The following is a 24,570-nucleotide window of genomic DNA, read 5'->3' as shown; positions in this document are numbered from 1 at the left end:
GTCAGGGCCGGATCACGTCGGCGCCGGCCGGCGGCTGAAAGCGGAAGCGCTCCGCTTTCAAAGGCGCATTGCCCTGCCATTGCGTGAAGGTCAGCACCGAGCGTTGTCCCAGGCTGTCGGCGATGTCCAGCGCGGCAAGCTGTCCCTGGCGAAAGCCCACACGCACCGTCTGCAGCTGACCGTCCTTCGCTTTGGGTTTCGCCTCCAGCCACTCCAGACCGTCCTGGGCGGGCGCGGCCTTGAGATCAAACACCTCGGTCAACGCCTTGATGTCGGTGCCCGCAGCGATCAGCGCCGCCGGCGTGCTGCCCAGCACCTCCTGCTGCTTGCGGGCCGTGACCTGGTTCAGATCGACGTCGTACAGCCAGAGCGTCTGCCCGTCGGCCACGATGGTCTGCTCGAAGGGTTTGGTGTACTCGAAGCGAAAACGGTTGGGCCGCAGGAATTCAAAGCGCCCGCTGGACGTTTTGCTGCGCGCCACGGTTTCACCCGCGCGCTTGGGCGACGTCACCACCTGGGTGAAACCGGACTGGGCGCTGTCCACGTCTCGAAGGAAATTCTCCAGGTCCTTGAGACCATCGGCGAAAGCACCCGTCGAGGCGGCCAGCAGGGCGGTGGCGAGCAGAAGTGGTTTGATCATGTGAACTGTGATCCGCCAACGCGGACAAGGTTGCATGCTGGCGTCAATCGCCACGCGGCGCGACCAGGATGTCGCGCTGCCCGCTGGACGTCAGCGCACTGACCAGTCCGGCTTTTTCCATGTCTTCGAGCAGGCGGGCGGCGCGGTTGTAACCGATCTTGAGCTTGCGCTGCACATAGGAAATGCTGGCCTTGCGGTCCTGCAGCACGATGGCCACGGCCTGGTCGTAGAGCGCGTCTTTTTCACCGCCCTCGCCACCGCCTTCGCCAAACATGTCGCCGCCCTCACCATCGCCCAGGCTGCTGTCCAGCACCCCGTCGATGTAGTTGGGCTCGCCGCCCTGCTCTTTCAGGTAAGCCACCACGCGATGCACCTCTTCGTCGCTCACGAAAGCGCCGTGCACCCGCACCGGAAAGCCCGTTCCCGACGGCATGTAGAGCATGTCGCCCATGCCGAGCAGGCTCTCTGCGCCCATCTGGTCGAGGATGGTGCGGCTGTCGATCTTGCTGCTGACCTGAAACGACAGGCGGGTCGGGATGTTGGCCTTGATCAGGCCGGTGATCACGTCCACACTCGGGCGCTGGGTGGCCAGGATCAGGTGGATGCCGGCGGCACGCGCCTTTTGCGCGAGTCGCGCAATCAGCTCCTCGATCTTCTTGCCCACCACCATCATCAGGTCGGCCAGTTCGTCGATCACCACCACGATGTAGGGCAGACGCTCCAGCGGCTCAGGCTGTTCGGGCGTGAGACTGAAAGGGTTGCCGATGATCTCGCCGCGCGCCTTGGCCTCTTCGATCTTGACGTTGTAGCCCGCGAGGTTGCGCACACCCATCTTGCTCATGAGCTTGTAGCGTTTTTCCATCTCGCCCACGCACCAGTTCAGGCCGTTGGCCGCGTGCTTCATGTCGGTCACCACCGGTGCCAGCAGGTGCGGAATGCCCTCGTAGACACTCATCTCCAGCATCTTGGGGTCGATCAGCAGCAGGCGCACGTCTTTCGCGTCGGCCTTGTAGAGGAGCGACAGGATCATGGCGTTGATACCGACCGACTTGCCCGAGCCGGTGGTGCCGGCCACCAGGCAGTGCGGCATCTTGGCCAGATCGGCCACCACCGGCTGACCACCGATGTCCTTGCCCAGGCCCATGGTCAACATCGACTTGGCGTCGTTGTAGACCGACGAACCCAGGATCTCGCTGAGCTTGATCATCTGCCGTTTCGCGTTCGGCAGCTCCAGCGCCATCAGGTTCTTGCCGGGAATGGTCTCGATCACGCGGATCGAGACCAGCGACAGCGAGCGCGCGAGATCGCGGCCCAGGTTGACGATCTGCGAACCCTTCACGCCGGTGGCGGGCTCGATCTCGTAACGCGTGATCACCGGGCCCGGTGCGGCAGCGACCACACGCACCTCGACTCCAAAGTCCTTGAGCTTCTTCTCGATCAGGCGGCTGGTCATCTCCAGCGTCTGGCTGTCCACACCCTGCTGGTGGGCCGGTGCGCTGTCGAGCAGGTCCACCTGCGGGAGCTTGCTGTCCGGCATCTCGGTGAACAAGGGCTTTTGCCGCTCCTTGGCCACCCGTTCGCTCTTGGGCACATCGACCAGCGTGGGCTCGATCAACATCGGCGTCGGGTGATGTTCCTCGATCTCGACCCGCTCGACCTTGACCACTTCCTCGCGCTCGCGGGCGGCCTGCTCACCGATGCGCTGGTCTTCCACCGCCTCGCGTTTCTCCCGTCGCGACTCGAACCACTCGTCGAGTTGACCACCCACGCGCTCCGCCCAATGCCCCCAGGAGAACTGGAACACACGGGGCAGACAGATCACGATGAGGGCCAGTGCGACCAGCGCAGACCCAGTGAAGCCCAACCAACGCACCACCCACGGGCCCAACAGGTGACCAAACACCCCACCACCGTGGCCAGGCAAGAAGGCTTCCAGCCGATACAGGCGGCTCCACTCCAGGACCATGCTGGCCAGCATGAGCACCACCAAGGCCAGCGCATAGGCACTCCAGCGCACCCAGGGGGGTTGCCCCAGTGGCAGTGCCGTGACGTCGTGCGCATCGGAAGATGCCTGCCCTCGCAACCGCACCGCCAAAACGGACAGCCAGACGCGCCAGCCTGCCAGCATCAGCCACCAGACAGAAAACCCCATCAGGTAATAGCTAGCATCGGACAGCCAGGCGCCGAGCTGACCTCCCCAGTTACCAACATCGTTTCGCGACCCCGTGGTGCTCCAGGCCGGATCAGACAGGGAATGGCTGAGCAGTGCCAGCAGCCAGAAGCCGAGCACGGCCGCCCCCGCCACCAGCGCCATCTCATGGGCGAAGCGGGCCAGTCCGTTCGGCGGCGCATTGGCCCGATCGGCATTGAGGGTGTTGAGTGAATATGTCATAGACCTCGCAGATGTCCTGCGGCTAGCTTACCCCAATGCGTCAGCGGCGAACGCACGGCCACGGCGGCCGATCAAGAGGTCAGGGAGGCGCCGACAACGCGCCGAAGCGATGCAGAAAAACCCGATTCAGCCGAGCGAGTTCAGCCGGTCCTTGATGATGGTGCTGCCATCTTCATCCACCTCGATGAACCCACGGTCTTCCAGATCCTTCATCACCCGGCTGACCATTTCGCGCGATGCACCGATCATCTTGGCCACGTCCTGACGCGACACCCGATCACGGATCACCAGCCGACCGTCTTTGTCGGGCTGTGCAAACTCCAGCAGGGCACGCGCCACACGCCCATACACGTCCATGAGCGCCAACGATTCAATCTTGCGGTCCGCATGGCGCAGACGGAGCACCAGGCCCTTCATCACCGCATAGGCCATGGAGGTGTTTTCGGGGAGGCAGCGGGCGAACTCCACGCGTCCCAGGATGAGCACATCGGTCTGCACCTCCGCGCGCACCGTGGCCGAATGCGGCTGGTTGTCGATCAGGCTCATCTCACCCACGTAGTCACCTGGGTTCATGGTGGCCAGGATCACTTCACGACCGCGGGTATCCGTGGTCACCACACGTGCGCGACCGGTCAGCACGATCGCCAGGAAATTGGACTTTTTGCCCTGCTCCACAATCACTTCACCCCGTTTGAAGCGCCGCTTGATCACAGCGTCCGCCACCGATTCGGCCTGTGCCTGGGTCAAGGTCGAAAACAGCGGGACCCGGCGGATCAAATCAAGATTGGACAGTATCGACATAGGCTTATTCCTCTGGAAGAACGGCTGGCGCCGCGCTCTTTTTGTAAACTCGATCACAGACAAGGCGATCCACTTCCGGAATCCGTGCCCAAGAAATCAGAAGCCACAAGGGCCTGCGCGTCATTCTCATTCACTCTATACCAACCCATCAACAAAATGGGAAGGACGAACACCATGAAGCACACAAAAGTACTTATTCTAGGTTCCGGCCCAGCAGGCTACACGGCCGCCATCTATGCGGCCCGTGCCAACCTGAGCCCGCTGCTCATCACCGGCATCGCTCAAGGCGGGCAGCTCATGACCACCACCGATGTGGACAACTGGCCCGCCGACGTGGACGGCGTGCAGGGTCCCGACCTGATGCAACGCTTCCTGGCCCACGCCGAACGCTTCAAGACCGAGATCGTTTTCGATCACATCAACACCGTCGATTTCTCCAAACGCCCTTTCGTGCTCCAAGGTGACAGCGGCGAATACAGCTGCGACGCCCTCATCCTCGCCACCGGCGCTTCGGCCAAGTACCTGGGGCTGCCCTCGGAAGAAGCCTTCATGGGCAAGGGTGTGAGCGGCTGCGCCACTTGCGACGGTTTTTTCTACCGAGGCGAGGAAGTGTCCGTGGTGGGCGGCGGCAACACGGCCGTGGAAGAGGCGCTCTACCTGTCCAACATCGCCAGCAAGGTCACCTTGATCCACCGCAGGGACACGTTCAAGGCCGAGGCCATCTTGATCGACAAACTTCATGAGAAGGTGGCTGAAGGCAAAATCGCACTGCAACTGCACAGCACGCTGGAGGAGGTGCTGGGCGACCCGATGGGGGTCACCGGTGTGCGCGTCAAGAACGTGCAGACGGGCGCCACCGAAGACATCGCCGTCAAGGGCTGTTTCATCGCCATTGGTCACAGCCCCAACACCGACATTTTCAAGGGTCAGCTGGAGATGAAGGACGGCTACATCGTCACCAGGTCGGGCAACAACGGCATGGCCACCATGACCAGCGTGCCGGGTATTTTCGCGGCTGGCGACGTGCAGGACCACATCTACCGCCAGGCCATCACCAGTGCCGGCACGGGCTGCATGGCGGCGCTGGACGCCCAGCGATTCCTGGAACAGAACCCCGCCTGACAGCGCTGACGGGCATGCGCGCCGACTGACGGTTCGAAGACCGTCACCGGGAACGCTATAATCACAGGCTTTGCTGCGATTTCCTCGCACAAATCATGGGTTACCGCCACCCTTTCCTGGCGAGGTGAGGCTGAGTGGCCAGAGGCGCGACGGGAACACCGTTTCGCGCATCCCGCGCCACCAGCTGTAAAGAAGTATCGGAGTGTCCTCATGGCACGCGTCTGCGATGTAACGGGCAAGAAGCCCATGGTCGGGAACAATGTTTCCCACGCCAACAACAAAACCAAGCGCCGGTTCCTGCCGAACCTGCAATACCGCCGTTTCTGGGTCGAAAGCGAGAACCGCTGGGTTCGTCTGCGCGTGTCGGGTGCTGCCCTGCGCCTGATCGACAAAAACGGCATCGATGCCGTGCTCGCAGACCTGCGTGCACGCGGCCAGGCTTAAGGAGCACACACCATGGCAACCAAAGGCGGACGCGAAAAAATCAAGCTGGAATCCACTGCGGGTACCGGCCATTTCTACACCACGACCAAAAACAAGAAGACCACGCCCGAGAAGATGCTGATCAAGAAATTTGATCCCAAAGCTCGCAAGCACGTGGACTACAAGGAAATCAAGCTGAAGTAATTCAGCCGGTTTCACCCAACAAAAAAGCCGCTGTTTTCAGCGGCTTTTTTGTTGCTCGAGAAACAATCTCAAGCTTGTCCGGCGCGAAGTGCCTCAAACCCAGAACACCGTGGAACCGGCTCCGCCGGGCCACTGGTGTTGCCCCCATGAGGGGGTGACGCGCCGCAGGTGCGGCGCGGGGGTGGGTCACAAGCTCAAGCGTGGGCGGAACGCAGGCGAATCGAAAAATCGCGCAGCGCGGCAATGCCACTTTCTTCTGCACGACGGCACCAGGCCTGCAGATCGACCGCAAGCTGATCGCGCGAGGCGTTCGTGCTGGACCACAGAGCGCGCAGCTCTTCGCGCATGGTGACCATCTTGTCGAGCACCGGATGCTCGGCTCGCGCCAAGGCCAGCTGCGGCTTCACCTCGGCAGGCACCTTGTCGTCATCACGATGGAGCCAGCGGCGGGCGGCATGCAGGGCAGCCGCATCCGCACTCTTGGCCTTCAGGCCTTCCACTTCACGCTGGCAGGCAGCGCGCATTTCGCGTGCGTATCTGGCCATGACTTCGTAGCGGTTGGCGATAATGGCTTCAAGGGTCTTCTCGTCGGCCACCGGCTTGACATCACCGAAAGCCATCTTGGGCGGCACCTTCTTGACCGATGCCAGGCCCAGGGTCTTCAGGATGGTGATGTACATCCAGCCGATGTCGAACTCATAGGGCTTGACGGACAACTTGGCCGAGGTCGGGTAGGTGTGGTGGTTGTTGTGCAGTTCTTCGCCACCAATGATGATGCCCCAGGGCGAAATGTTGGTGCTGGCGTCGGTGGCTTCGAAATTGCGGTAACCCCACCAGTGGCCAATGCCATTGATGATGCCGGCAGCCGTGATCGGAATCCAGGCCATCTGCAGCGCCCAGACAGCGAGACCCGCCATGCCAAAGAGCAACACGTCAACGACCAGCATCAGGCTGACGCCCAAGGCGGAATAACGCGTGTACAGGTTGCGCTCGATCCAGTCGTCGGGGGTGCCGTGGCCGTATCGGGCCATCGTCTCAGGGTTCTTGGATTCGGCACGGTACAGCTCGGCACCGGTCCAGAACACGGTCTTGATGCCAAACACGTGAGGGCTGTGCGGGTCACCTTCGCGCTCACATTTGGCGTGGTGTTTGCGGTGAATGGCCGCCCACTCCTTGGTCACCTGGCCGGTGGTCATCCAGAGCCAGAAGCGGAAGAAATGCGAGGCAATCGGATGCAGATCCATCGAGCGATGCGCCTGATGGCGGTGCAGGTAAATGGTCACGCTGGCGATGGTGATGTGGGTGAGCACCAGCGCGATAAGCAGCATTTGCCAACCGGTGGCATGGGTCAGGCCATTGGCCAGCACATCGACCAGCCCGTCCCATGCGAGGGACAGGGTCCCGGAATCGGAAGAAGACATTGATTTCCTAAAAGAGCGCCCGAGGGTGTCTGTACAAACAAAAGCCGCGCTCACGGGCGCCTGTGGCGGGCTAACCCGTGATTTTAAGGCTGGGGGTGCAAATCACCAAATGACCAGCGCAGATGTCCGCCAAAAAACGGAAAAAGCAGGAAAAACTACTCTATATCACGTCTTTTTCTGCCAAGCAGCGGCGAAAAACCCATCTGTGGCGTGCCGATGCGGCCACAAGCGCAGTGTTTTTCCATGGTTTTTTGCGCAGAGCGACGCCGGCTCCGGCACATGGGCGGCGTCCAGCAGTTCGCTGACCGACAGCATGTCGAAGTCGGTATGGACCCGTGAAAAGGCCTCCGCCACCGCCTCATTTTCGGCTGGCAACAGGCTGCAGGTCGCATAAACCAGGCGTCCACCCGGCTTGAGCAGGCGTGCCGCACTGGCCAGAATCGCCGTTTGCAGCTGTGCCTGAGCGGCCACGGTATCGGGGTTCTGCCGCCATTTCAGGTCAGGGCTTCGGCGCAAGGTCCCCAGGCCCGAGCACGGTGCATCCACCAGCACACGGTCGATCTTGCCCGCGAGGCGTTTGATGCGGTCGTCCCGCTCGTGGGCTATCGCCACGGGGTGCACGTTCGACAAACCGCTGCGCGCGAGACGCGGTTTGAGCGCATCGAGGCGGTGGCCGGAGGTGTCAAACGCATAGAGTCGACCGCTGTTGCGCATGGCCGCGCCAATGGCCAGCGTCTTGCCGCCGGCCCCAGCACAGAAATCCACCACCATCTCGCCGCGCTTGGCGTCGAGCAGCAGCGCCAGCAGCTGGGAGCCTTCGTCCTGGACTTCCACCTCGCCATTCACAAACGCGGGCAGCTTGGCCAATGAAGGTTTGCCCTGCAGGCGAATCCCCAGGGGGGAATACGGCGTGGGCTCACATTTCAAACCCGCCTCGCGCAAATCGCCCAGCACCGCTTCGCGCTTCTTTTTCAGCACGTTGACACGCAGGTCCAGCGGCGCGGGCTGGTTCAGGCTGGCCACCAGGGCCTCGAACTCGTCGCCCACCTGATCGCGCAGCGCGAGCGCCAACCACTCGGGCAGGTTGTGCCGATGCTGTGCCATGAGCTGGTCGTCGGTCACCGTCAGGCAGTGGTCCCACCAGGTCTTTTCCGCCTCGGTGAGCGCGCTCTTCAGGAAGTCGCGGTCACCGGGAAAACCCAGAATGGCCAGGCGACGCCATTTGGAGCCGCTGCCGGAGCGGGCCAGCCACTCGAACTTGAGGCGTTCGCGCAAGATCGCGTAGACGGTGTCGGACAGCGTGGCCCGCTCACGCGGGCCCAGCGACTTGTTCTCACGGAAATGGCGTGCGACCACGGCATCGGTGGGGTGGTCAAATTTGAAAACCTGTTCGATCAGGGTGGAACATTCGTCCAGAAGGGCTTTGGGGTGCATCTCCCTATTGTCCCACCCGCGATAATCATGGGCTATGTCCGAAATTTCGACCCAGGTGAAGCGTCGCCGCACCTTCGCCATCATCTCCCACCCCGACGCGGGTAAAACGACCCTGACCGAGAAGCTGCTGCTGTTCTCTGGCGCCATCAACATCGCCGGCTCGGTGAAAGCCCGCAAGGCTGCGCGCCACGCCACGTCCGACTGGATGGAAATCGAAAAGCAGCGTGGCATTTCCGTGGCGTCGTCCGTGATGCAGATGGAGTACCGCGACTGCGTGATCAACCTGCTAGACACCCCGGGCCACCAGGACTTCAGCGAAGACACCTACCGCGTGCTGACCGCCGTGGACGCGGCGCTGATGGTGATCGACGCCGGCAATGGCGTGGAGCCGCAGACCCGGCGCCTGCTGCAGGTCTGCCGTGCGCGCAACACACCCATCCTGACCTTCGTCAACAAGATGGACCGCGAGGTGCAGGCCCCGCTGGACCTGATGGACGAGATCGAGCGTGAGCTGGGCATGACGGTCGTGCCCTTCACCTGGCCGGTCGGCATGGGCAAGACGTTCCGCGGCGTGTACGACCGCCGCACCGACCAGATGCGCGTGTTTGCCGCCGGCGAAGACCGCCGCGGAGGTGATGAAGACGTGCTGGTCGGGCTGGACAACCCCGAGAGCGTGAAGCGATTCGGTGCCGAATTCGAGCAGGCGCGCGATGAGCTGGAACTGGTGGCGGGGGCATCCCCCGCCTTCGACGAGGCGCAGTTCCTGGATGGCAAGCAGACGCCGATGCTGTTCGGCTCTGCGGTCAACAACTTCGGCGTGCGCGAGGTGCTGGACGCGCTGGTGGACCTGGCGCCACCGCCCGGCGAGCGTCCGGCGATCCAGCGGGTGGTGAAGCCCGAGGAGCCCAAGTTCACCGGCGTGGTCTTCAAGATCCAGGCCAACATGGACCCGGCGCACCGCGACCGCATCGCTTTCGTGCGCCTGGCCAGTGGCCATTTCGAGCGCGGCATGAAGCTCAAGGTGGTGCGATCTGGCAAGGACCTGCGGCCCAACACCGTGGTGAGCTTCCTGTCCCAGCGCCGCGAGCTGCTGGACGAGGCGTTTGCCGGCGACATCATCGGCATCCCGAACCACGGCGTGCTGCAGCTCGGCGACACGCTGACCGAGGGTGAGAACCTGCAGTTCACCGGCCTGCCCTTCTTCGCCCCGGAAATCATCCGCAGCGTGGAAGTGGCCGATCCGCTGCGCAGCAAGCAGTTGCGAGCCGGCCTGACCCAGCTCGGCGAAGAAGGCGCGATCCAGGTGTTCCGCCCGGTGGCGGGCTCGGTGCTGCTGCTGGGCGCCGTGGGTCAGCTGCAGTTCGAGGTGGTGGCGCACCGGCTGGAACACGAATATGGGGTCAAGGCCCGCATCATGAACAGCCCCTACCAGGTCGCGCGCTGGGTGACCTGTGCGCCGGAAGACGGTGGCGAGGTGGAGCTCAAAAAGTTCATTGATGCCAACAGCCACCGGGTGGCGCTGGACGCGGTGGACGCGCCCACGCTGCTGGTGGACCACCAGGCCACGCTGCGTGCGGTGGAGGCCAACTGGCCCAAGATCAAGTTCCACGCGATGCGCGAGCACGCGGGGCTGGTGTTCCACAAGACGATGTAAAAAGATGGGTCCACCCCCGCGCCGCGCCTGCGGCGCATCACCCCCCCAAGGGGGCAACGCGAGCGGCCCGGCGCAGCCGGTTCCGCCGCGTTCTCGGCAGACCACCCTTCATTGATGAGCGGGTCTGACTCCTTCAGGTCATCTGTGTCAACAGGCTCTCAACCGCTCTTGGGTAGATGACGTGCTCTTGCGTCAGCACCCGCTCGGCCAGCGCCTGTGCCGTGTCGCCCAGCAGAACCGGCACCACCGCCTGGTCGAGGATGTCGCCATGGTCGAGCTCGGCGGTCACGCGGTGCACCGTGGCTCCGGCAAACTTGCAGCCCATGTCGATCGCGCGCTGGTGGGTGTTCAGGCCGGTGAAGGCGGGCAGCAGGCTGGGGTGGATGTTGATCAGCCGGTCTTCGTAGTGCTGCACGAACCCGGGGGTGAGGATGCGCATGAAGCCAGCGAGCACGACCAGGGCAGGCTCGTGGCGGTCGATCTCCACCATGAGCGCGGCATCGAACGCCTCGCGCGATCCAAAGGCCTTGTGGTTTAAAACAGCGGTGGCGATCTGGTGGTCCCGTGCGAACACCAGCCCGGCCGCGTCGGCCTTGTTGCTGATCACGGCGACCACCTGGGCACCCAGACGCTGCGGCCAATGGCCTTTGCGCGAGGCTTTCACGATGGCGGCCATGTTGGAGCCGCTGCCAGAGATGAGAATGACGATGTTTTTGTTCACGGCCCGATGCACTGCCTGGTGGGGCCGCCAAGTGTAATGACCCCAGCCCCATGAACCACGACTTTCACACCCGCCCCCTCTCGCCCGCCGAGGCCCGCGTGCTCGGCACACTGATGGAAAAGGCGCGCACCGTGCCCGACAGCTACCCGCTCACGCTCAACAGCCTGCAGAACGGCTGCAACCAGAAAAGCGCGCGCGAACCGGCCATGAGCCTCTCGGAGGCCGAGATCAGCGAAGCCATCGACGGACTGCGGGCGTGCAGCCTGGTGATCGAGTCGAGTGGCTCGCGCGTCACGCGCTATGAGCACAACTTCCAGCGCGCGGTCGGTGTGCCGGAGCAGTCGGCCGTGCTGCTGGGCTTGCTGATGCTGCGTGGACCACAAACGGCGGGCGAACTGCGCATCAACACCGAGCGCTGGTACAAGTTTCTGGACATCGCCTCGGTCGATGCGTTCCTTGAGGAGCTGCAGGACCGGTCGACGGAAAGGGCGGCGCGCTGGTCGTGAAATTGCCCCGGGCGCCGGGCGCGCGCGAGCAGCGCTGGGCACACCTGCTGTGCGGCCCGGTGGACCTGTCGACGCCCGCCGCCGCTCCGTTGGCCAGCGGCGCGGCCGAGGAAGACGTGATCGCCCTCACCCGCCGGGTGGCGGCGCTGGAAGAGACGGTGGAACAGCTGCGCACCCAGCTACAAAGCCTGCAGCAGCAACTCGGCGGCTGACGCCGGCCGAGCCACAGCCGCGCGCGGAAAGCCCAGCCCGGCCGCCAGGTCGCCACATCGCTGCATTGGCGACGGTTTGTCACAGCGAGGACAGCACAAAAACGAACGATCGTGCGAAACTGCTTGGCGTTGCCCCAAATCCGCTGCGGACCGGGGTCACCCACCAGGAGACACACATGGATTTGGCATTCACGCCGGAAGAGCAGGCGTTTCGCGAAGAGGTGCGCGGCTGGGTCAAGGCCCACCTGCCTGCCGAGATCGCCCACAAGGTTCACAACGCCCTGCGACTGACGCGCGAGGACCTGCAGCGCTGGGCCAAGATCCTCGGCAAAAAAGGCTGGCTGGGCTACGGCTGGCCCCAACAGTTTGGCGGCCCGGGCTGGACCGCCGTGCAAAAGCACCTGTTCGAAGAGGAATGCGCCCTCGCCGGGGCGCCGCGCATCGTACCCTTCGGCCCGGTGATGGTGGCGCCGGTCATCATGGCCTTCGGCAACAAGGAACAACAGGAACGCTTCCTGCCCGGCATCGCCAGCGGCGAGGTCTGGTGGAGCCAGGGCTACAGCGAACCCGGCTCGGGCTCGGACCTGGCCTCGGTCAAGACCCGAGCCGAACGCCAGGGCGACCACTACCTCGTCAACGGTCAGAAAACCTGGACCACGCTGGGCCAGTACGGTGAGTGGATCTTCTGCCTGGTGCGCACCAGCACCGAGGGCAAACCGCAAACCGGCATCAGCTTCCTGCTGATCGACATGACGTCGCCCGGTGTGAGCGTGCGGCCGATCAAACTGCTCGACGGCGAATGCGAAGTCAACGAGGTCTTCTTCGACAACGTCAAGGTGCCGGCCGAGAACCTGATCGGTGAAGAGAACAAGGGCTGGACCTACGCCAAGCACCTGCTCAGCCACGAGCGCACCAACATCGCCGACGTGAACCGCGCCAAGCGCGAACTGGAGCGCCTCAAGCGCATCGCCAAGACCGAAGGGGTCTGGGACGACACGCGCTTCCGCGACCAGATCGCGCTGCTGGAGGTGGACGTGGTGGCGCTGGAGATGCTGGTGCTGCGCGTGCTCAGCGCCGAAAAATCGGGCAAGAACTCGCTCGACATCGCGGGCCTGCTCAAGATCAAGGGCAGCGAAATCCAGCAGCGTTACGCCGAGCTGATGATGCTGGCCGCCGGCCCGTTTTCCACGCCCTTCATCGAAGAGGCCATGGAAGCCGGCTGGCAGGGCAACTTCCCCGGTGGCGAGGTGGCCAACGCGCCGCTGGCCTCCACCTACTTCAACATGCGCAAGACCACCATCTACGGTGGTTCGAACGAAGTGCAGCGCAACATCGTCGCCCAGACGGTCCTCGGTTAAGGAGCATTCACATGGACTTTGATTTTTCCGACGATCAGGAACAGCTTCGCGACGCGGTGCGCAAGTGGGTCGACAAGGGCTACGACTTCGAGCGCCGCCGTGGCATCGTGAAAGCCGGAGGCTTTGAACGCGCGGCCTACAACGAACTGGCCGAACTCGGCCTGGCGGGCCTCTACATCAGCGAAGCCGATGGCGGCCTGGGCATGGGCCCGGTCGAGGGCATGGTGGTGATGGAGGAACTGGGCCGCGGCATCGTGCTGGAGCCGCTGGCGCAGACGCTGATCGCAGGTGGTGTGATCGGGGGTTATGCGGGCGCTGAGGTCAAGGCCGCCTGGTTGCCGAAGATCGCCTCGGGCGAGGCGCTGGTGGTGCTCGCGCAGCAAGAACGCGGTTCGCGCTACCGGCTGGATGCCTGCAAGACCACCGCCACCCCGGACGGCAGTGGCTGGACGGTGAGCGGCGCCAAGAGCGTGGTGCCCGCCGGTGACCTGGCCGACGCCTTCCTCGTGCCCGCCGTGGCCAACGGCAAGATCGCATTGTTCCTCGTGGAGCGCAGCGCCAGCGGCGTGAGCACGCAGGGCTATGGCACCCAGGATGGCGGCCGCGCCGCCGAGCTCACGCTGCAGAACGCCCCGGCCAGCCTGATCACCACCGACGGCCTGGCCGCGCTGGAACACGCGGTGGACATCGGCATCGCCTCGGTCTGTGCCGAAGCGGTGGGCGTGATGGACAAAACGGTGGCGCTGACCGTGGAGTACATGAACACGCGCAAACAGTTTGGCGTGGCGATCGCGACGTTCCAGGCCCTGCGTCACCGCGTGGCCGACATGAAAATGCAGCTGGAGCTGGCGCGCTCCATGAGCTTCTACGCCTGCCTGAAGCTCAACGCCCCGGCCACCGAGCGCCGCCGCGCGATGGCACGGGCCAAGGTGCAGCTGGGTAGCTCGATGCGCTTCGTGGGCCAGCAGTCGGTGCAGCTGCACGGTGGCATCGGCGTGACCGACGAGTACATCGGCAGCCACTACTTCAAGAAGCTCACCCAGCTGGAGATGACTTTTGGCGACACGCTGCACCACCTGGGTGAGGTGTCGGCCCGGATGGAGGACACGGCGGGGGTGTTTGCCTGAGTCTTCTTCTTTTCGACTCCGCTTGTGGTGCCCCGCTTTGCGGGGCTTTTTTTCGCTCATCGGCTTCTGCGGGATCGGTAAGGCGGTGTGCCCTGCTCCGCTCATGTCCCCCGGGCTGGCTGCGCCAGCCCTCCTCCTTTACTTCGCTGCTCAGGGCACACCGCCTCACCGATCTGGCGAAAAGCAGGCACACCACCGCAGGCCCGCCCAAATGTTCGTGGCCTGAGGGCACTGGGTGGCTGACGCAGCGAAGTAAAGGAGGAGACGGCCGCAGGCCGTCGGGGGACATGAGCGGAGTCGGCCGCCCAGTGCCCTCAGGCCAACGCAAACCAAGCAGGCCAGAAACCGTCAGGCGTGCAAACGCGAGTTCTTGGGAAGGTGGGACATCAGAAACTCCATCTGGTCCGCCAGGATGCGGCGATTGCGCAGGATGAAGTCTTCCCAGAGGCTGGGCACGTAAGGCGCGTAAATCAGCGGCATGTGCGCCTGCTCGGGCGTGCGGTTGCCCTTGCGGTGGTTGCACGACTTGCAGGCCGTCACCACATTCATCCAGATGTCCATTCCGCGCTGGCCCAGCGGCACGATGTGCTCGCGGGTGAGATCGTCTTCGTGGAAATGTTCGCCGCAGTAGCCGCACAGGCAGCGATCGCGGGCAAACAGCTTGCTGTTGGTGAGCGAGGGCCGCAAGTCGAACGGATTGATGCGCGGCACGCCCTCGGTGCCGATGATGGAATTGACGGTGATGATGGACTGGCGCCCGGTGATCGCGTTGTGCCCGCCATGGAACACCGCCACCTCGGCACCCATTTCCCAGCGCACCTCATCCGCGGCGTAATGCAGCACCGCTTCTTCCAGGCTGATCCACGATTGTGGCAACCCCTGGGCAGACAGCTTCAAGACCTTCAAAACCTGGCTCCTTCAAATCAAACTGAAGAGGCCAGCCGCCTTGTCACCTGCGGCTGGTGCGCCCGCCGGCTGCGACCGGCGGCGCTGTGACAATATAGCGTTCTTTGATGACGCTTCGACGACCGCGCCGAATTACCGCATGAAAATCATTCGAGGCCTCTGGAACCGCCTGCACCAGCCCGCTGCGGGCGAAGACGCGCCAGGCTGTGCCCTCACCATCGGCAACTTCGACGGCGTGCACCGCGGCCACCAGGCCATGCTGGCCTTGCTGATCAACGAGGCCAAACACCGCGGCGTGCCCAGCTGCGTCATGACCTTCGAGCCGCACCCGCGCGACTATTTCGCCGCCGTGCACCACAAGCCCGACCTGGCACCGGCGCGCATCGCCACGCTGCGCGACAAGCTGGAAGAGCTGCGACGCTGCGGCGTGGACCAGTGCGTGGTGCTGCCCTTCAACGCGCGCCTGGCCTCGCAGCAACCGCAAGCGTTCATCCAGGACATCCTTGTCAAGGCGCTGGGGGTCAAATACGTCCTGGTGGGCGACGACTTCCGTTTTGGGTCCCAGCGGGCGGGCGACTACGCCATGCTCGACGCCGCCGGTTCATCGCTCGGCTTTGACGTGGCGCGCATGCAGAGCTACGAGGTGCATGGCACCCGGGTGTCCAGTTCGGCCGTGCGCGAGGCGCTGGCCGCCGGCGACATGGAGCGCGTGGCCGCTCTGCTCGGGCGCCCGTTCAGCATCAGCGGCCACGTGGTGCACGGGCGCAAGCTCGGGCGCCAGCTGGCGGAGAGCCGCCCGGGAGCCGGCGACGGTTTCCGCACGCTGAACCTGCGCTTTTCGCACTGGAAGCCGGCCGCCAGCGGCATCTTTGCCGTGCGTGTGCATGGCCTGGGGGACGACCCATTGCACGGCGTGGCCAACCTCGGTGTGCGCCCCTCGCTGGACCCGGACGATGTGAACGGCGGGCGCGTGTTGCTGGAAACCCATTGCCTGGACTGGCCCGCCGAGCTGGCCACCCGCCTGCCCGGCGGGGAGGCCTACGGTAAAATCATCCGCGTGGAACTGCTGCACAAACTGCACGACGAACTGAAGTACGACGGTCTGGACGCCCTCACCCGGGGCATCGCCAAGGACTGCGACGACGCTCGTGCGTTTTTTGCGTCGCTGCACGCCCAGACGCACCGCCAGACCACCCGCGACCGAATTTAACGCCGCTGCCGGGGCGCCGAGCCCCGGGCCGCGCGCCCTCTGACAGGCTCGGGGCGACCCGCCCCACCCCCGTGCGCCACGCCGCACCACCGAGCCCGCCTTTGCCGATCCCGAATTCGAAAGCCGACCACCATGTCTGAAAAACCCGCCGCCCCGAAGAACGAGGCCAAGCCCGAAGCCAGCGCCTACCGCGCCACGCTGAACATGCCCGACACGCCGTTCCCCATGCGCGGCGACCTGCCCAAGCGCGAGCCAGCCTGGGTCAACGACTGGAACGGCAGCGGCCTCTACAAGCGCCTGCGTGACGCCCGCCAGGGTGCCCCACTGTTTGTGCTGCACGACGGCCCGCCCTACGCCAACGGCCAGATCCACATGGGTCATGCGGTAAACAAGGTGCTGAAAGACATGATCGTGAAATCGAAACAGCTCGCTGGTTTCGATGCCCAGTACATCCCCGGCTGGGACTGCCACGGCCTGCCGATCGAAAACGCGATCGAGAAGAAGCACGGCCGCAACCTCAGCCGCGACGACATGCAGGCCAAGAGCCGCGCCTTCGCCACCGGGCAGATCGATCAGCAACGCGAAGACTTCAAGCGCCTGGGCGTGCTCGGTGACTGGGAACGCCCTTACCTCACGATGAACCCGGGCAACGAAGCGGGCGAAATCCGCGCCTTCAAACGCGTGATCGAGCGCGGTTTTGTCTACCGCGGACTGAAACCCGTGTACTGGTGTTTCGACTGCGGCAGCTCGCTGGCCGAGTTCGAGATCGAATACGCCGACAAGCAGAGCGACACGCTGGACGTGGCCTTTGAAACGGACGACGCGGTCAAGCTGGCCGCCGCTTTCGGGTTGACCGGTCTGCCCGCGGGCAAAACCGCCTTCGCCGTGATCTGGACCACCACCGCCTGGACCATTCCCGCCAACCAGGCGCTCAACGCACACCCCGAGCTGACCTACGCCCTGGTCGACACCCCCATGGGCTGCCTGGTGCTGGCCGAAACGCTGGTGGAGAAATGCCTGGAGCGATTCGGCCTGCAGGGCAACGTGCTCGCCACCATGAAGGGTGACCAGCTCGGTAGCCTCAACTTCCGCCACCCGCTGTACGACGTGGACGCAGGCTACCAGCGCCTGTCCCCGGTCTACATCGCCGACTACGTGAGCGACAGCGACGGCACCGGCATCGTGCACTCGGCGCCGGCCTACGGCGTGGACGACTTCAACTCCTGTGTCGCCAACGGCCTGGCCTACGACGACATCCTGAACCCGGTGCAAGGCAACGGCGCCTACGCGCCCGACTTCCCGTTGTTCGGCGGCCTGCACATCTGGAAGGCCGTGCCGGTCATCCTGGACGCGCTGAAGAACGCCGGGCGCCTGATGGCCACGGTGAAAATCACCCACAGCTACCCGCACTGCTGGCGCCACAAGACGCCGGTGATCTACCGCGCCGCCGCGCAGTGGTTCGTGCGCATGGATGAGGGCGAAGGGGTGTTCACGAAAGACAAGGCGCCCAAGACCCTGCGCCAGCTCGCGCTCGACGCCATCGCCCACACCAGCTTCTACCCCGAAAACGGCCAGGCCCGCCTTCGCGACATGATCGCCAACCGGCCCGACTGGTGCATTTCGCGCCAGCGCTCGTGGGGCGTGCCCATCCCCTTTTTCCTGCACAAGGATTCGGGCGAGCTGCACCCTCGCACGATGGAGATCCTGGATCAGGCGGCCGACATCATTGAAAAAGGCGGCATCGAGGCCTGGAGCCGCGTCACGGCCGAGGAGATCCTGGGCGCAGCCGATGCGCCGCACTACACCAAGAGCACCGACATCCTCGAAGTCTGGTTCGACTCGGGCTCCACTTTCTGGCACGTGCTGCGCGGCAGCCACGCCCACGCCTACCCCAACGGCGCCGCGCACGCAGAAGGGCCCGAGGCCAACCTCTACCTCGAAGGCCACGACCAGCACCGCGGCTGGTTCCACAGCTCGCTGTTGTTGGCGTGCGCCATCTACGGCCGCGCGCCCTATCGCGGCCTGCTCACCCACGGCTTCACCATCGACAGCCAGGGCCGCAAGATGAGCAAGTCGCTGGGCAATGGCCTGGACCCGCAAGAGGTCAACAAGAAGTTGGGCGCCGAGATCATCCGCCTGTGGGTCGCCTCCTCCGACTATTCGGGTGACATCGCCGGTGACGACAAGATCCTCGCCCGCGTGGTCGACGCCTACCGCCGCATCCGCAACACGCTGCGATTCCTGATGGCCAACGTGTCGGACTTCGACCCGGCCACCGACGCTGTGCCGCTGGAGCAGATGCTGGAGATCGACCGCTACGCGCTGGCCCGCGCCAGCGAGCTGCAGGCCCAGATCCTGGCGCACTTCGACGTCTACGAATTCCATCCGGTGGTGAGCAAGCTGCAGGTGTATTGCTCGGAAGACCTGGGCGCGTTCTACCTGGACGTGCTGAAGGACCGGCTGTACACGACCGCGCCGAAAAGCCTGGCACGCCGCTCGGCACAGACCGCGCTGCACCAGATCACGAACGCCATGCTGCGCTGGATGGCGCCGTTCCTGAGTTTCACGGCCGAAGAGGCCTGGACGCATTTCTCGGGCGACAAGAACCAGGGCTCGATCTTCTTCGAAACCTTCTCTCCCCTGCCGTCGGCCAACGAGGCGCTGCTCGCCAAGTGGGGCCGCATCCGCGCCATCCGTGACGCGGCCAACAAGGCCATCGAAGATCTGCGCACCGCCGGCCAGGTGGGCGCCTCGCTGCAGGCCACGCTCGTCATCACCGCCGGTGCCGACGACGCGGCGCTGCTGCGCTCGCTGGGCGCCGACCTGAAGTTCGTCACCATCACCTCGGCCGTGGCCGTGGTGGACGGCGCCGAACTGGCCGTGAGCGTGACGCCCAGCACCGCCGCCAAGTGCGATCGCTGCTGGCACTACGCCGACGACATCGGGCAACACGCCGAGCACCCCACGCTGTGCGGCCGTTGCGTGAGCAACCTGGCCGAAGCGGCGGGCACGGGCGCGGGTGAAACCCGCAAGGTGGCCTGATGGCGAAGACCAAAGGCTCCCTCTGGCCCTGGCTCGGCCTGGCCGCCGCCATCCTGCTGCTGGACCAGTTCACCAAGACGCTGATCCTCGGCAACTACCGGCTCGGCGACAGCACCTATGTCACCAGCTTCTTCAACGTGGTCCGGGTGCACAACACCGGCGCCGCCTTCTCCTTCCTCGCCTCGGCGGGTGGCTGGCAGCGCTGGTTTTTCACCGGCATCGGTGTCGCGGCGGCGGTGTTCATCGTCTGGATGCTGCGTTCCCACCCTGGTCAGAAGCTGTTTGCCTTCGCGCTCGCCTGCATCCTGGGCGGTGCCATCGGCAACGTGGTGGACCGCGTGCTGCACGGCTACGTGGTGGACATGCTCGACTTCCACTGGTCCTTCCTGTCCGGCCTGTTCCCGGGCGGCCACTTCCCGGCGTTCAATGTGGCCGACACGGGCATCACCATCGGCGCGATCGCTCTGATCCTGGACGAGATCCTGCGCGTGAAAAGAAGTTGACCCCCACGCTCCGCCGCTTCGCGGGTCGCTGCCCCCCACGGGGGCTGATCCGGCTTGGGGCGGCCCGGCGCCGGATCGTTGCCCCCACACGCCAACGCTGCGCGAGTCGTTGCCCCCGCACCGGGGAGGGGCCAGGTGCTCTCCGCGTCGCAGCGGCGTATAGTTTTCCCCAGACATGACACACCTGCTCAATCTGCTGGCGGCGATCGCGCTGCTGGTCTGGGGAACCCACCTGGTGCGCACGGGCATCCTGCGGGTCTTTGGCAGCAAGCTGCGCCAGGTGCTCGCCGCGAGCATGGGCAACCGCTTCACCGCCGCGCTGTCGGGTCTGGGCGTCACGGCGCTGGTGCAGTCGAGCACCGCCACCGCGCTCATCACCGCATCTTTTGTGGGCCGTGGCCTGATCGCCCTGCCCGCCGCGCTGGCCGTGATGCTGGGCGCCGACATCGGCACCAGCGTGATGGCCGTGGTGTTCTCCTTCGACCTCTCCTGGCTCTCGCCCCTGTGCATTTTCATCGGCGTCACGCTCTTCATCCTGCGCCAGGGGTCCCAGACGGGCGACGTGGGGCGCGTGCTGATCGGCCTGGGTCTGATGCTGCTGGCGCTGCAGCTGGTGAGCCAGTCCACCGCCGTGCTCACGCGCAACCCGGCGGTGCAGCTGATGCTGGCCTCGCTCACCAGCGACCGCATGCTGGAAATCCTGGTGGGCGCCACGCTCGCGGTGCTGGCCTACTCCAGCCTCGCCGTCGTGCTGCTCACCGCCACGCTGGCGCTGCAGGTGGTGGGGGTGGACGTGGCGCTGGGCCTGGTGCTGGGAGCCAACCTGGGCAGCGGCCTGCTCGCCATGATCACCACCGCGCGCACCAACCGGGCCACGCGCCAGGTGCCGCTGGGCAACCTGCTGTTCAAGCTGATGGGCGTGGCCATCGCGCCTTGGCTGATTCCGTTCTGGCTTCAGTTCGTGCAGCCCCACGTGCCCGACCCGGCAGCCCTGACCGTGCTGTTCCACCTGAGCTTCAACCTCATGGTGGGACTGTTTTTCATCGGCCTCACGCGCCCGGTCGCCGGGTGGGTCGAGAAGCTGCTGCCGCTGCAAGGGGCCGGCGCAGCGCTCAACCGTCCCAACCACCTCGACCCGTCCGCCCTCGCCACACCGTCGCTGGCGATCTCGTGTGCGGCCCGCGAGGCGCTGCACCAGGCCGATGTGGTCGAGACCATGCTGCGCGGCGTCATGACGGTCATCAAGACCAACGACCTGCAGCTCGCGCAGGACCTGCGCAAGATGGACGACACGGTGGACGGCCTGTATTCGGCCATCAAGTACTACCTGACCAAGATTTCGCGACAGCAGCTCAACGAGATGGAGGGCCGGCGCTGGACCGACATCATCAGCTTCACCATCAACATGGAGCAGATCGGCGACACGGTCGAGCGCGTGCTGCTGGACATCGAGGACAAGAAGATCCGCAAGGGCCGCGAGTTCTCGGAAGCCGGCATGACCGAGATCTGCGCCATGCACGCGCGCCTGCTCGACAACCTGCGCCTGGGCATGAGCGTCTTCCTCGACGGCAACGTGCGCGACGCGCAGCGCCTGCTGGAAGAGAAGGTGCGCTTTCGGGAAATGGAGCGTGAATACGCCAGCAGCCACCTGGAACGCCTGTCCGAGCAGTCGAGGCAGAGCATGGAAAGCAGCTCGTTGCACATCGACCTGATCAGCGACCTCAAGCGCATCAACTCGCACATCTGCTCGATCGCCTACCCCATCCTCGACTCGGCCGGCGTGCTCGCACCCAGCCGCCTGAGGGAGAGCCGACTGCAAGGCCTGGAGACACCGCCCGGCCGCCACTGACCCCGGGGGGCTGTGCTAACCTGATTTTTCGATATCCCCACAGGAGACAAACGATGCCCGGATTGCTGCCCCAGATCGACCCCGATGGCCTGCTGGAGTTTTCGGTGGTCTACACCGACCGCGCGCTCAACCACATGTCCAAGCGCTTCCAGGGCGTGATGACCGACATCTCGGCCATGCTCAAGCGCGTCTACGGCGCGCACTCGGCCGTGCTGGTGCCGGGCAGTGGCACCTTCGGCATGGAGTCGGTGGCGCGCCAGTTCGCCCACGGCCAACACGTCATGGTGATCCGCAACGGCTGGTTCAGCTACCGCTGGACGCAGATCTTCGACATGGGGGCCATCCCCGCCAGCCACACCGTGATGAAGGCCCGCCGCATCGCTGAAGGTTCGCAGGCCGCCTGGGCACCCACGCCCATCGAGGAAGTGAAAGCCGCCATCGCGGCAGAAAAGCCGGCGCTGGTGTTCGCGCCGCACGTGGAAACCGCCGCCGGCATGATCCTGCCCGACGACTACCTGAGCGCTGTGGCCGACGCGGTGCACGCCGTGGGTGGCCTGATGGTGCTGGACTGCATCGCCTCCGGGGCGATGTGGGTGGACATGAAGGCAACCGGCGTGGACATCCTGATCTCGGCGCCGCAAAAGGGCTGGAGCAGCTCGCCCTGCTGCGCCATGGTGATGCTGAGCGAACGCGCCCGTCAGGCGATTGACGCCACCCAGAGCACCACCTTCGCCATGGACCTGAAGAAGTGGTTGCAGATCATGGAAACCTATGAAGGTGGTGGCCACGCGTACCACACCACCCTGCCGACCGACGCCCTGGTGCGACTGCGCGACACCATGCAGGAAACCGAGGCCTACGGCTTTGCCAAAGTGCGCGACGAGCAGATCGCGCTCGGCCGCGCCGTGCGGGGCCTGCTGGAGCAACACGGCTTCCCCAGCGTCTCGGCACCGGGCTTCCAGGCGCCGGGCGTGGTGGTCAGCTACACCACCGATCCCGACATCCAGAACAGCAAGAAATTCCTCGCTGCAGGCTTGCAGACGGCCGCTGGCGTGCCGCTGCAATGTGACGAACCGGCCGACTTCCGAAGCTTCCGCGTCGGCCTTTTCGGTCTGGACAAATGGCACGACGTGCCGGGCACCCTTCTGCACCTGGAGCGCGCGCTTCAGGATGTAAGCCCAAAGATATAATTCGCCCGCTTTCCTCCAGGAAAAGGAGCCCAGAGATGGGCTCCTTTTTTCTTGTGCACCGCACGTCGAAGCGGGAGAAAGCATTCCACTTTTCTTTTTTCAGGGAGTTTTCCATGCAATCCATGATGAAGCTGATCGCGCTCGGCGTGATCGCAACGATGAGCTGCGCCGCGTCGGCCCAGACCGTGCAGAAGAAGGCCGCCTCGGGCATGGCCAAAGGCGAAACCTATGTCGACAAGGGCGTGGCATCCCAGGGCCTGACGGACAAGGTCTACGGCGAACTGGGCCTGAGCCTGATGAGCTACAAGATCGCCCGCTACGGCATCTCCGGCCGCCCCATGATGCTGCGCGCTGTGGCCGGCTACGAATACGACCCGATGCTCGCCATCGAAGCCATGCTGGGTCTGGGCCTGCGGGGCGCCGACGGCGTGGGCTATGGGGTGTATGGCGCAGGCTACAGCGTGAGCGCCGGCACCATGATTGGCGCCTACGCCAAGCCGCGCCTGCGCATCGGCGGCACGACCGAGATCTTCGGCCGCCTGGGCATCGCCCACACGGGTTCGAGCGTTCGTGGCTACACCGGCACCGACAGCGGCGCCAGCCTGTCGTATGGTCTGGGCTTCAAGACCCAGACCGGGTTGTCGTCGTTCGGCAACCGCCCGATCAGCGTGAGCGGCGACTACATGTCCTACTACAGCGGCAACGGTGTGAAGTACACCGGCTTCACCGTCGGCGCCGGCATGGCGTTCTGATCCCTGCCGCGCCGCTGCGCGACAACCAAAGAAAAAGGCCACCCTGTGTGGCCTTTTTCTTTGAGGGCGTCGGACCGGGTCAGGGCAGCAGCACCGTGCAGCCCGTGGTGGCCCGGGCCTCCAGGCTCTCATGTGCCTTCTTCACGTCGGTGAGCGCAAAACGCTGGTCGATGCGGATCTTCACAGCGCCACTGCCCACCACGGCGAACAGGTCGTCGGCCATGGCCTGCGTGCGCTCGCGGCTGCTGATGTGGGTGAACAGGGTCTGGCGGGTCACGTAGATCGAGCCCTTGGGGCCGAGAATGCCCGGCGCAAACGGCGCCACCGGGCCGCTGGCGTTGCCGAAGCTGACCATCAGGCCGAAGGGGCGCAGGCAGTCGAGCGATTTGTCAAAGGTGTCCTTGCCCACCGAGTCGTAGACCACCTTCACGCCCTGGCCGCCGGTGATCTCTTTCACCCGGGCCGCGAAGTCTTCGCTGCGGTAGTTGATGGTGAACTCGGCGCCGTGCTCGCGGGCCAGCGCGCACTTCTGATCCGATCCCGCCGTGCCGATCAGGCGCAGTCCCAGCGCCTTGGCCCACTGGCAGGCGATCAGGCCCACGCCGCCCGCCGCCGCGTGGAACAGCACGAAATCGCCCTTCTCCAGGCCCTCGACCGGCTTGCAGCGCTTGAGCAGGTACTGCGCGGTCAGGCCCTTGAGCATCATGGCCGCGCCGGTCTCGAAGCTGATCATGTCGGGCAGCTGGCAGACGTTCATCGCCGGCATCACGCGCACATCGCAATAGCTGCCGGGTTTGCCCGCCGCGTAGGCCGCGCGGTCGCCGGCCTGAAGGTGGGTCACGCCCTCGCCCACCGCCTCGATCACGCCCGCACCCTCCATGCCCAGGGCCAGGGGCATGGCGTTGGGGTAGAGGCCAGTGCGCTGGTAGACGTCGATGAAGTTCAGGCCGATGGCGTGGTGGCGGATGCGCACCTCGCCCGGGCCGGGCTCACCCACCTCGACGGTGTCCACCACCAGTTGTTCGGGGCCACCATGGGCGTGGATGCGCACGGCGCGGCTGGTCTGGGTCATGCTGGTCTCCTTGTTTTGAAACAGCCCACAT

Annotated in this window: 20 protein-coding genes and 1 pseudogene; 13 read left to right on the top strand and 8 right to left on the bottom strand. The window is 64.9% G+C overall.

Annotated elements, in window-relative coordinates:
* Window position 1 precedes the first annotated feature (1 nt).
* The 3 genes from lolA to IM738_RS02165 form a co-directional block, all read right to left on the bottom strand.
* Window positions 2–640, bottom strand: a complete 639-nt coding sequence (lolA, locus tag IM738_RS02175) for an outer membrane lipoprotein chaperone LolA (RefSeq protein ID WP_236964262.1) — start codon at window positions 638–640, stop codon at window positions 2–4.
* A gap of 43 nt (window positions 641–683) precedes the next feature.
* Window positions 684–3,032, bottom strand: coding sequence for a DNA translocase FtsK (locus tag IM738_RS02170; RefSeq protein WP_236964261.1), 2,349 nt, complete (start codon window positions 3,030–3,032; stop codon window positions 684–686).
* A gap of 126 nt (window positions 3,033–3,158) precedes the next feature.
* Window positions 3,159–3,833: a Crp/Fnr family transcriptional regulator gene (locus IM738_RS02165; RefSeq protein ID WP_236964260.1), complete on the bottom strand. Its 675-nt coding sequence runs from the start codon at window positions 3,831–3,833 to the stop codon at window positions 3,159–3,161.
* A 174-nt stretch (window positions 3,834–4,007) separates the two neighbouring features.
* Between IM738_RS02165 and trxB the strand changes: the two genes are divergently transcribed.
* The 3 genes from trxB to rpmG all read left to right on the top strand — a co-directional run bounded on the left by trxB (window position 4,008) and on the right by rpmG (window position 5,582).
* Window positions 4,008–4,955 (top strand): thioredoxin-disulfide reductase, encoded by a 948-nt coding sequence (trxB, locus tag IM738_RS02160; protein WP_236964259.1) that lies wholly within the window; start codon window positions 4,008–4,010, stop codon window positions 4,953–4,955.
* Between the two features lie 210 nt (window positions 4,956–5,165).
* Complete coding sequence (gene rpmB, locus IM738_RS02155) at window positions 5,166–5,399, top strand: 50S ribosomal protein L28 (protein WP_056269541.1); 234 nt, start codon at window positions 5,166–5,168, stop codon at window positions 5,397–5,399.
* 12 nt (window positions 5,400–5,411) lie between these two features.
* Window positions 5,412–5,582, top strand: a complete 171-nt coding sequence (rpmG, locus tag IM738_RS02150; RefSeq protein WP_068173845.1) for a 50S ribosomal protein L33 — start codon at window positions 5,412–5,414, stop codon at window positions 5,580–5,582.
* A gap of 194 nt (window positions 5,583–5,776) precedes the next feature.
* Here the strand turns inward: rpmG and IM738_RS02145 are convergent, their stop codons facing one another.
* Window positions 5,777–7,003, bottom strand: coding sequence for a DesA family fatty acid desaturase (locus IM738_RS02145; RefSeq protein WP_236966441.1), 1,227 nt, complete (start codon window positions 7,001–7,003; stop codon window positions 5,777–5,779).
* Window positions 7,004–7,168: 165 nt separating this feature from the next.
* Window positions 7,169–8,437 carry an RsmB/NOP family class I SAM-dependent RNA methyltransferase gene (locus IM738_RS02140; RefSeq protein WP_236964258.1) on the bottom strand — a complete coding sequence of 423 codons (1,269 nt, stop codon included), beginning with the start codon at window positions 8,435–8,437 and terminating at the stop codon, window positions 7,169–7,171.
* A 34-nt stretch (window positions 8,438–8,471) separates the two neighbouring features.
* On the opposite strand from IM738_RS02140, the gene IM738_RS02135 reads away from it, so the two are divergent.
* Window positions 8,472–10,091 (top strand): peptide chain release factor 3, encoded by a 1,620-nt coding sequence (locus IM738_RS02135; RefSeq protein ID WP_236964257.1) that lies wholly within the window; start codon window positions 8,472–8,474, stop codon window positions 10,089–10,091.
* A gap of 133 nt (window positions 10,092–10,224) precedes the next feature.
* Here the strand turns inward: IM738_RS02135 and purN are convergent, their stop codons facing one another.
* Window positions 10,225–10,812 carry a phosphoribosylglycinamide formyltransferase gene (gene purN / locus IM738_RS02130; protein WP_272907760.1) on the bottom strand — a complete coding sequence of 196 codons (588 nt, stop codon included), beginning with the start codon at window positions 10,810–10,812 and terminating at the stop codon, window positions 10,225–10,227.
* Window positions 10,813–10,862: 50 nt separating this feature from the next.
* Between purN and IM738_RS02125 the strand changes: the two are divergent.
* From IM738_RS02125 to IM738_RS02115, 3 genes and pseudogenes are all read left to right on the top strand, one after another.
* A pseudogene (locus IM738_RS02125) lies at window positions 10,863–11,530 on the top strand (YceH family protein).
* Window positions 11,531–11,706: 176 nt separating this feature from the next.
* A complete protein-coding gene (locus tag IM738_RS02120) occupies window positions 11,707–12,888 on the top strand; it encodes an acyl-CoA dehydrogenase family protein (protein WP_236964256.1) in 1,182 nt (393 codons plus the stop codon).
* A gap of 11 nt (window positions 12,889–12,899) precedes the next feature.
* Window positions 12,900–14,015, top strand: a complete 1,116-nt coding sequence (locus tag IM738_RS02115) for an acyl-CoA dehydrogenase family protein (protein ID WP_236964255.1) — start codon at window positions 12,900–12,902, stop codon at window positions 14,013–14,015.
* 348 nt (window positions 14,016–14,363) lie between these two features.
* Here the strand turns inward: IM738_RS02115 and IM738_RS02110 are convergent, their stop codons facing one another.
* Complete coding sequence (locus tag IM738_RS02110) at window positions 14,364–14,921, bottom strand: HNH endonuclease (protein ID WP_236964254.1); 558 nt, start codon at window positions 14,919–14,921, stop codon at window positions 14,364–14,366.
* A 139-nt stretch (window positions 14,922–15,060) separates the two neighbouring features.
* Here IM738_RS02110 and IM738_RS02105 point away from each other — a divergent pair, with 139 nt between their 5' ends.
* The 6 genes from IM738_RS02105 to IM738_RS02080 all read left to right on the top strand — a co-directional run bounded on the left by IM738_RS02105 (window position 15,061) and on the right by IM738_RS02080 (window position 23,467).
* A complete protein-coding gene (locus IM738_RS02105) occupies window positions 15,061–16,131 on the top strand; it encodes a bifunctional riboflavin kinase/FAD synthetase (RefSeq protein WP_236964253.1) in 1,071 nt (356 codons plus the stop codon).
* 132 nt (window positions 16,132–16,263) lie between these two features.
* The gene (gene ileS / locus IM738_RS02100) at window positions 16,264–19,173 is read left to right on the top strand and encodes an isoleucine--tRNA ligase (RefSeq protein ID WP_236964252.1); all 2,910 of its coding nucleotides are present in this window, start codon (window positions 16,264–16,266) and stop codon (window positions 19,171–19,173) included.
* Window positions 19,173–19,676: a signal peptidase II gene (gene lspA, locus IM738_RS02095; RefSeq protein ID WP_236964251.1), complete on the top strand. Its 504-nt coding sequence runs from the start codon at window positions 19,173–19,175 to the stop codon at window positions 19,674–19,676. Before ileS ends, lspA begins: the two co-directional genes overlap by 1 nt.
* Window positions 19,677–19,851: 175 nt before the next feature.
* A complete protein-coding gene (locus IM738_RS02090) occupies window positions 19,852–21,525 on the top strand; it encodes a Na/Pi cotransporter family protein (RefSeq protein WP_236964250.1) in 1,674 nt (557 codons plus the stop codon).
* 53 nt (window positions 21,526–21,578) lie between these two features.
* On the top strand, window positions 21,579–22,715 hold the full coding sequence (locus IM738_RS02085) for an aminotransferase class V-fold PLP-dependent enzyme (RefSeq protein ID WP_236964249.1): 1,137 nt from the start codon (window positions 21,579–21,581) through the stop codon (window positions 22,713–22,715).
* Window positions 22,716–22,828: 113 nt separating this feature from the next.
* On the top strand, window positions 22,829–23,467 hold the full coding sequence (locus IM738_RS02080) for a porin family protein (RefSeq protein WP_236964248.1): 639 nt from the start codon (window positions 22,829–22,831) through the stop codon (window positions 23,465–23,467).
* Window positions 23,468–23,546: 79 nt separating this feature from the next.
* Here the strand turns inward: IM738_RS02080 and IM738_RS02075 are convergent, their stop codons facing one another.
* On the bottom strand, window positions 23,547–24,539 hold the full coding sequence (locus IM738_RS02075) for a quinone oxidoreductase family protein (RefSeq protein WP_236964247.1): 993 nt from the start codon (window positions 24,537–24,539) through the stop codon (window positions 23,547–23,549).
* Between the last annotated feature and the right edge of the window lie 31 nt (window positions 24,540–24,570).

This window comes from Hydrogenophaga sp. SL48, assembly GCF_021729865.1.
GTDB lineage: Bacteria > Pseudomonadota > Gammaproteobacteria > Burkholderiales > Burkholderiaceae_C > Hydrogenophaga.
This window is presented reverse-complemented; position numbering and strand designations above follow the sequence as displayed.

Bases quoted from the DNA above. Each gene is read 5' to 3' on its own strand.
- lolA (WP_236964262.1), bottom strand. From the start codon at position 640: ATGATCAAACCACTTCTGCTCGCCACCGCCCTGCTGGCCGCCTCGACG.
- IM738_RS02170 (WP_236964261.1), bottom strand. From the start codon at position 3,032: ATGACATATTCACTCAACACCCTCAATGCCGATCGGGCCAATGCGCCG.
- IM738_RS02165 (WP_236964260.1), bottom strand. From the start codon at position 3,833: ATGTCGATACTGTCCAATCTTGATTTGATCCGCCGGGTCCCGCTGTTT.
- trxB (WP_236964259.1), top strand. From the start codon at position 4,008: ATGAAGCACACAAAAGTACTTATTCTAGGTTCCGGCCCAGCAGGCTAC.
- rpmB (WP_056269541.1), top strand. From the start codon at position 5,166: ATGGCACGCGTCTGCGATGTAACGGGCAAGAAGCCCATGGTCGGGAAC.
- rpmG (WP_068173845.1), top strand. From the start codon at position 5,412: ATGGCAACCAAAGGCGGACGCGAAAAAATCAAGCTGGAATCCACTGCG.
- IM738_RS02145 (WP_236966441.1), bottom strand. From the start codon at position 7,003: ATGTCTTCTTCCGATTCCGGGACCCTGTCCCTCGCATGGGACGGGCTG.
- IM738_RS02140 (WP_236964258.1), bottom strand. From the start codon at position 8,437: ATGCACCCCAAAGCCCTTCTGGACGAATGTTCCACCCTGATCGAACAG.
- IM738_RS02135 (WP_236964257.1), top strand. From the start codon at position 8,472: ATGTCCGAAATTTCGACCCAGGTGAAGCGTCGCCGCACCTTCGCCATC.
- IM738_RS02120 (WP_236964256.1), top strand. From the start codon at position 11,707: ATGGATTTGGCATTCACGCCGGAAGAGCAGGCGTTTCGCGAAGAGGTG.
- IM738_RS02115 (WP_236964255.1), top strand. From the start codon at position 12,900: ATGGACTTTGATTTTTCCGACGATCAGGAACAGCTTCGCGACGCGGTG.
- IM738_RS02105 (WP_236964253.1), top strand. From the start codon at position 15,061: ATGAAAATCATTCGAGGCCTCTGGAACCGCCTGCACCAGCCCGCTGCG.
- ileS (WP_236964252.1), top strand. From the start codon at position 16,264: ATGTCTGAAAAACCCGCCGCCCCGAAGAACGAGGCCAAGCCCGAAGCC.
- lspA (WP_236964251.1), top strand. From the start codon at position 19,173: ATGGCGAAGACCAAAGGCTCCCTCTGGCCCTGGCTCGGCCTGGCCGCC.
- IM738_RS02090 (WP_236964250.1), top strand. From the start codon at position 19,852: ATGACACACCTGCTCAATCTGCTGGCGGCGATCGCGCTGCTGGTCTGG.
- IM738_RS02085 (WP_236964249.1), top strand. From the start codon at position 21,579: ATGCCCGGATTGCTGCCCCAGATCGACCCCGATGGCCTGCTGGAGTTT.
- IM738_RS02080 (WP_236964248.1), top strand. From the start codon at position 22,829: ATGCAATCCATGATGAAGCTGATCGCGCTCGGCGTGATCGCAACGATG.
- IM738_RS02075 (WP_236964247.1), bottom strand. From the start codon at position 24,539: ATGACCCAGACCAGCCGCGCCGTGCGCATCCACGCCCATGGTGGCCCC.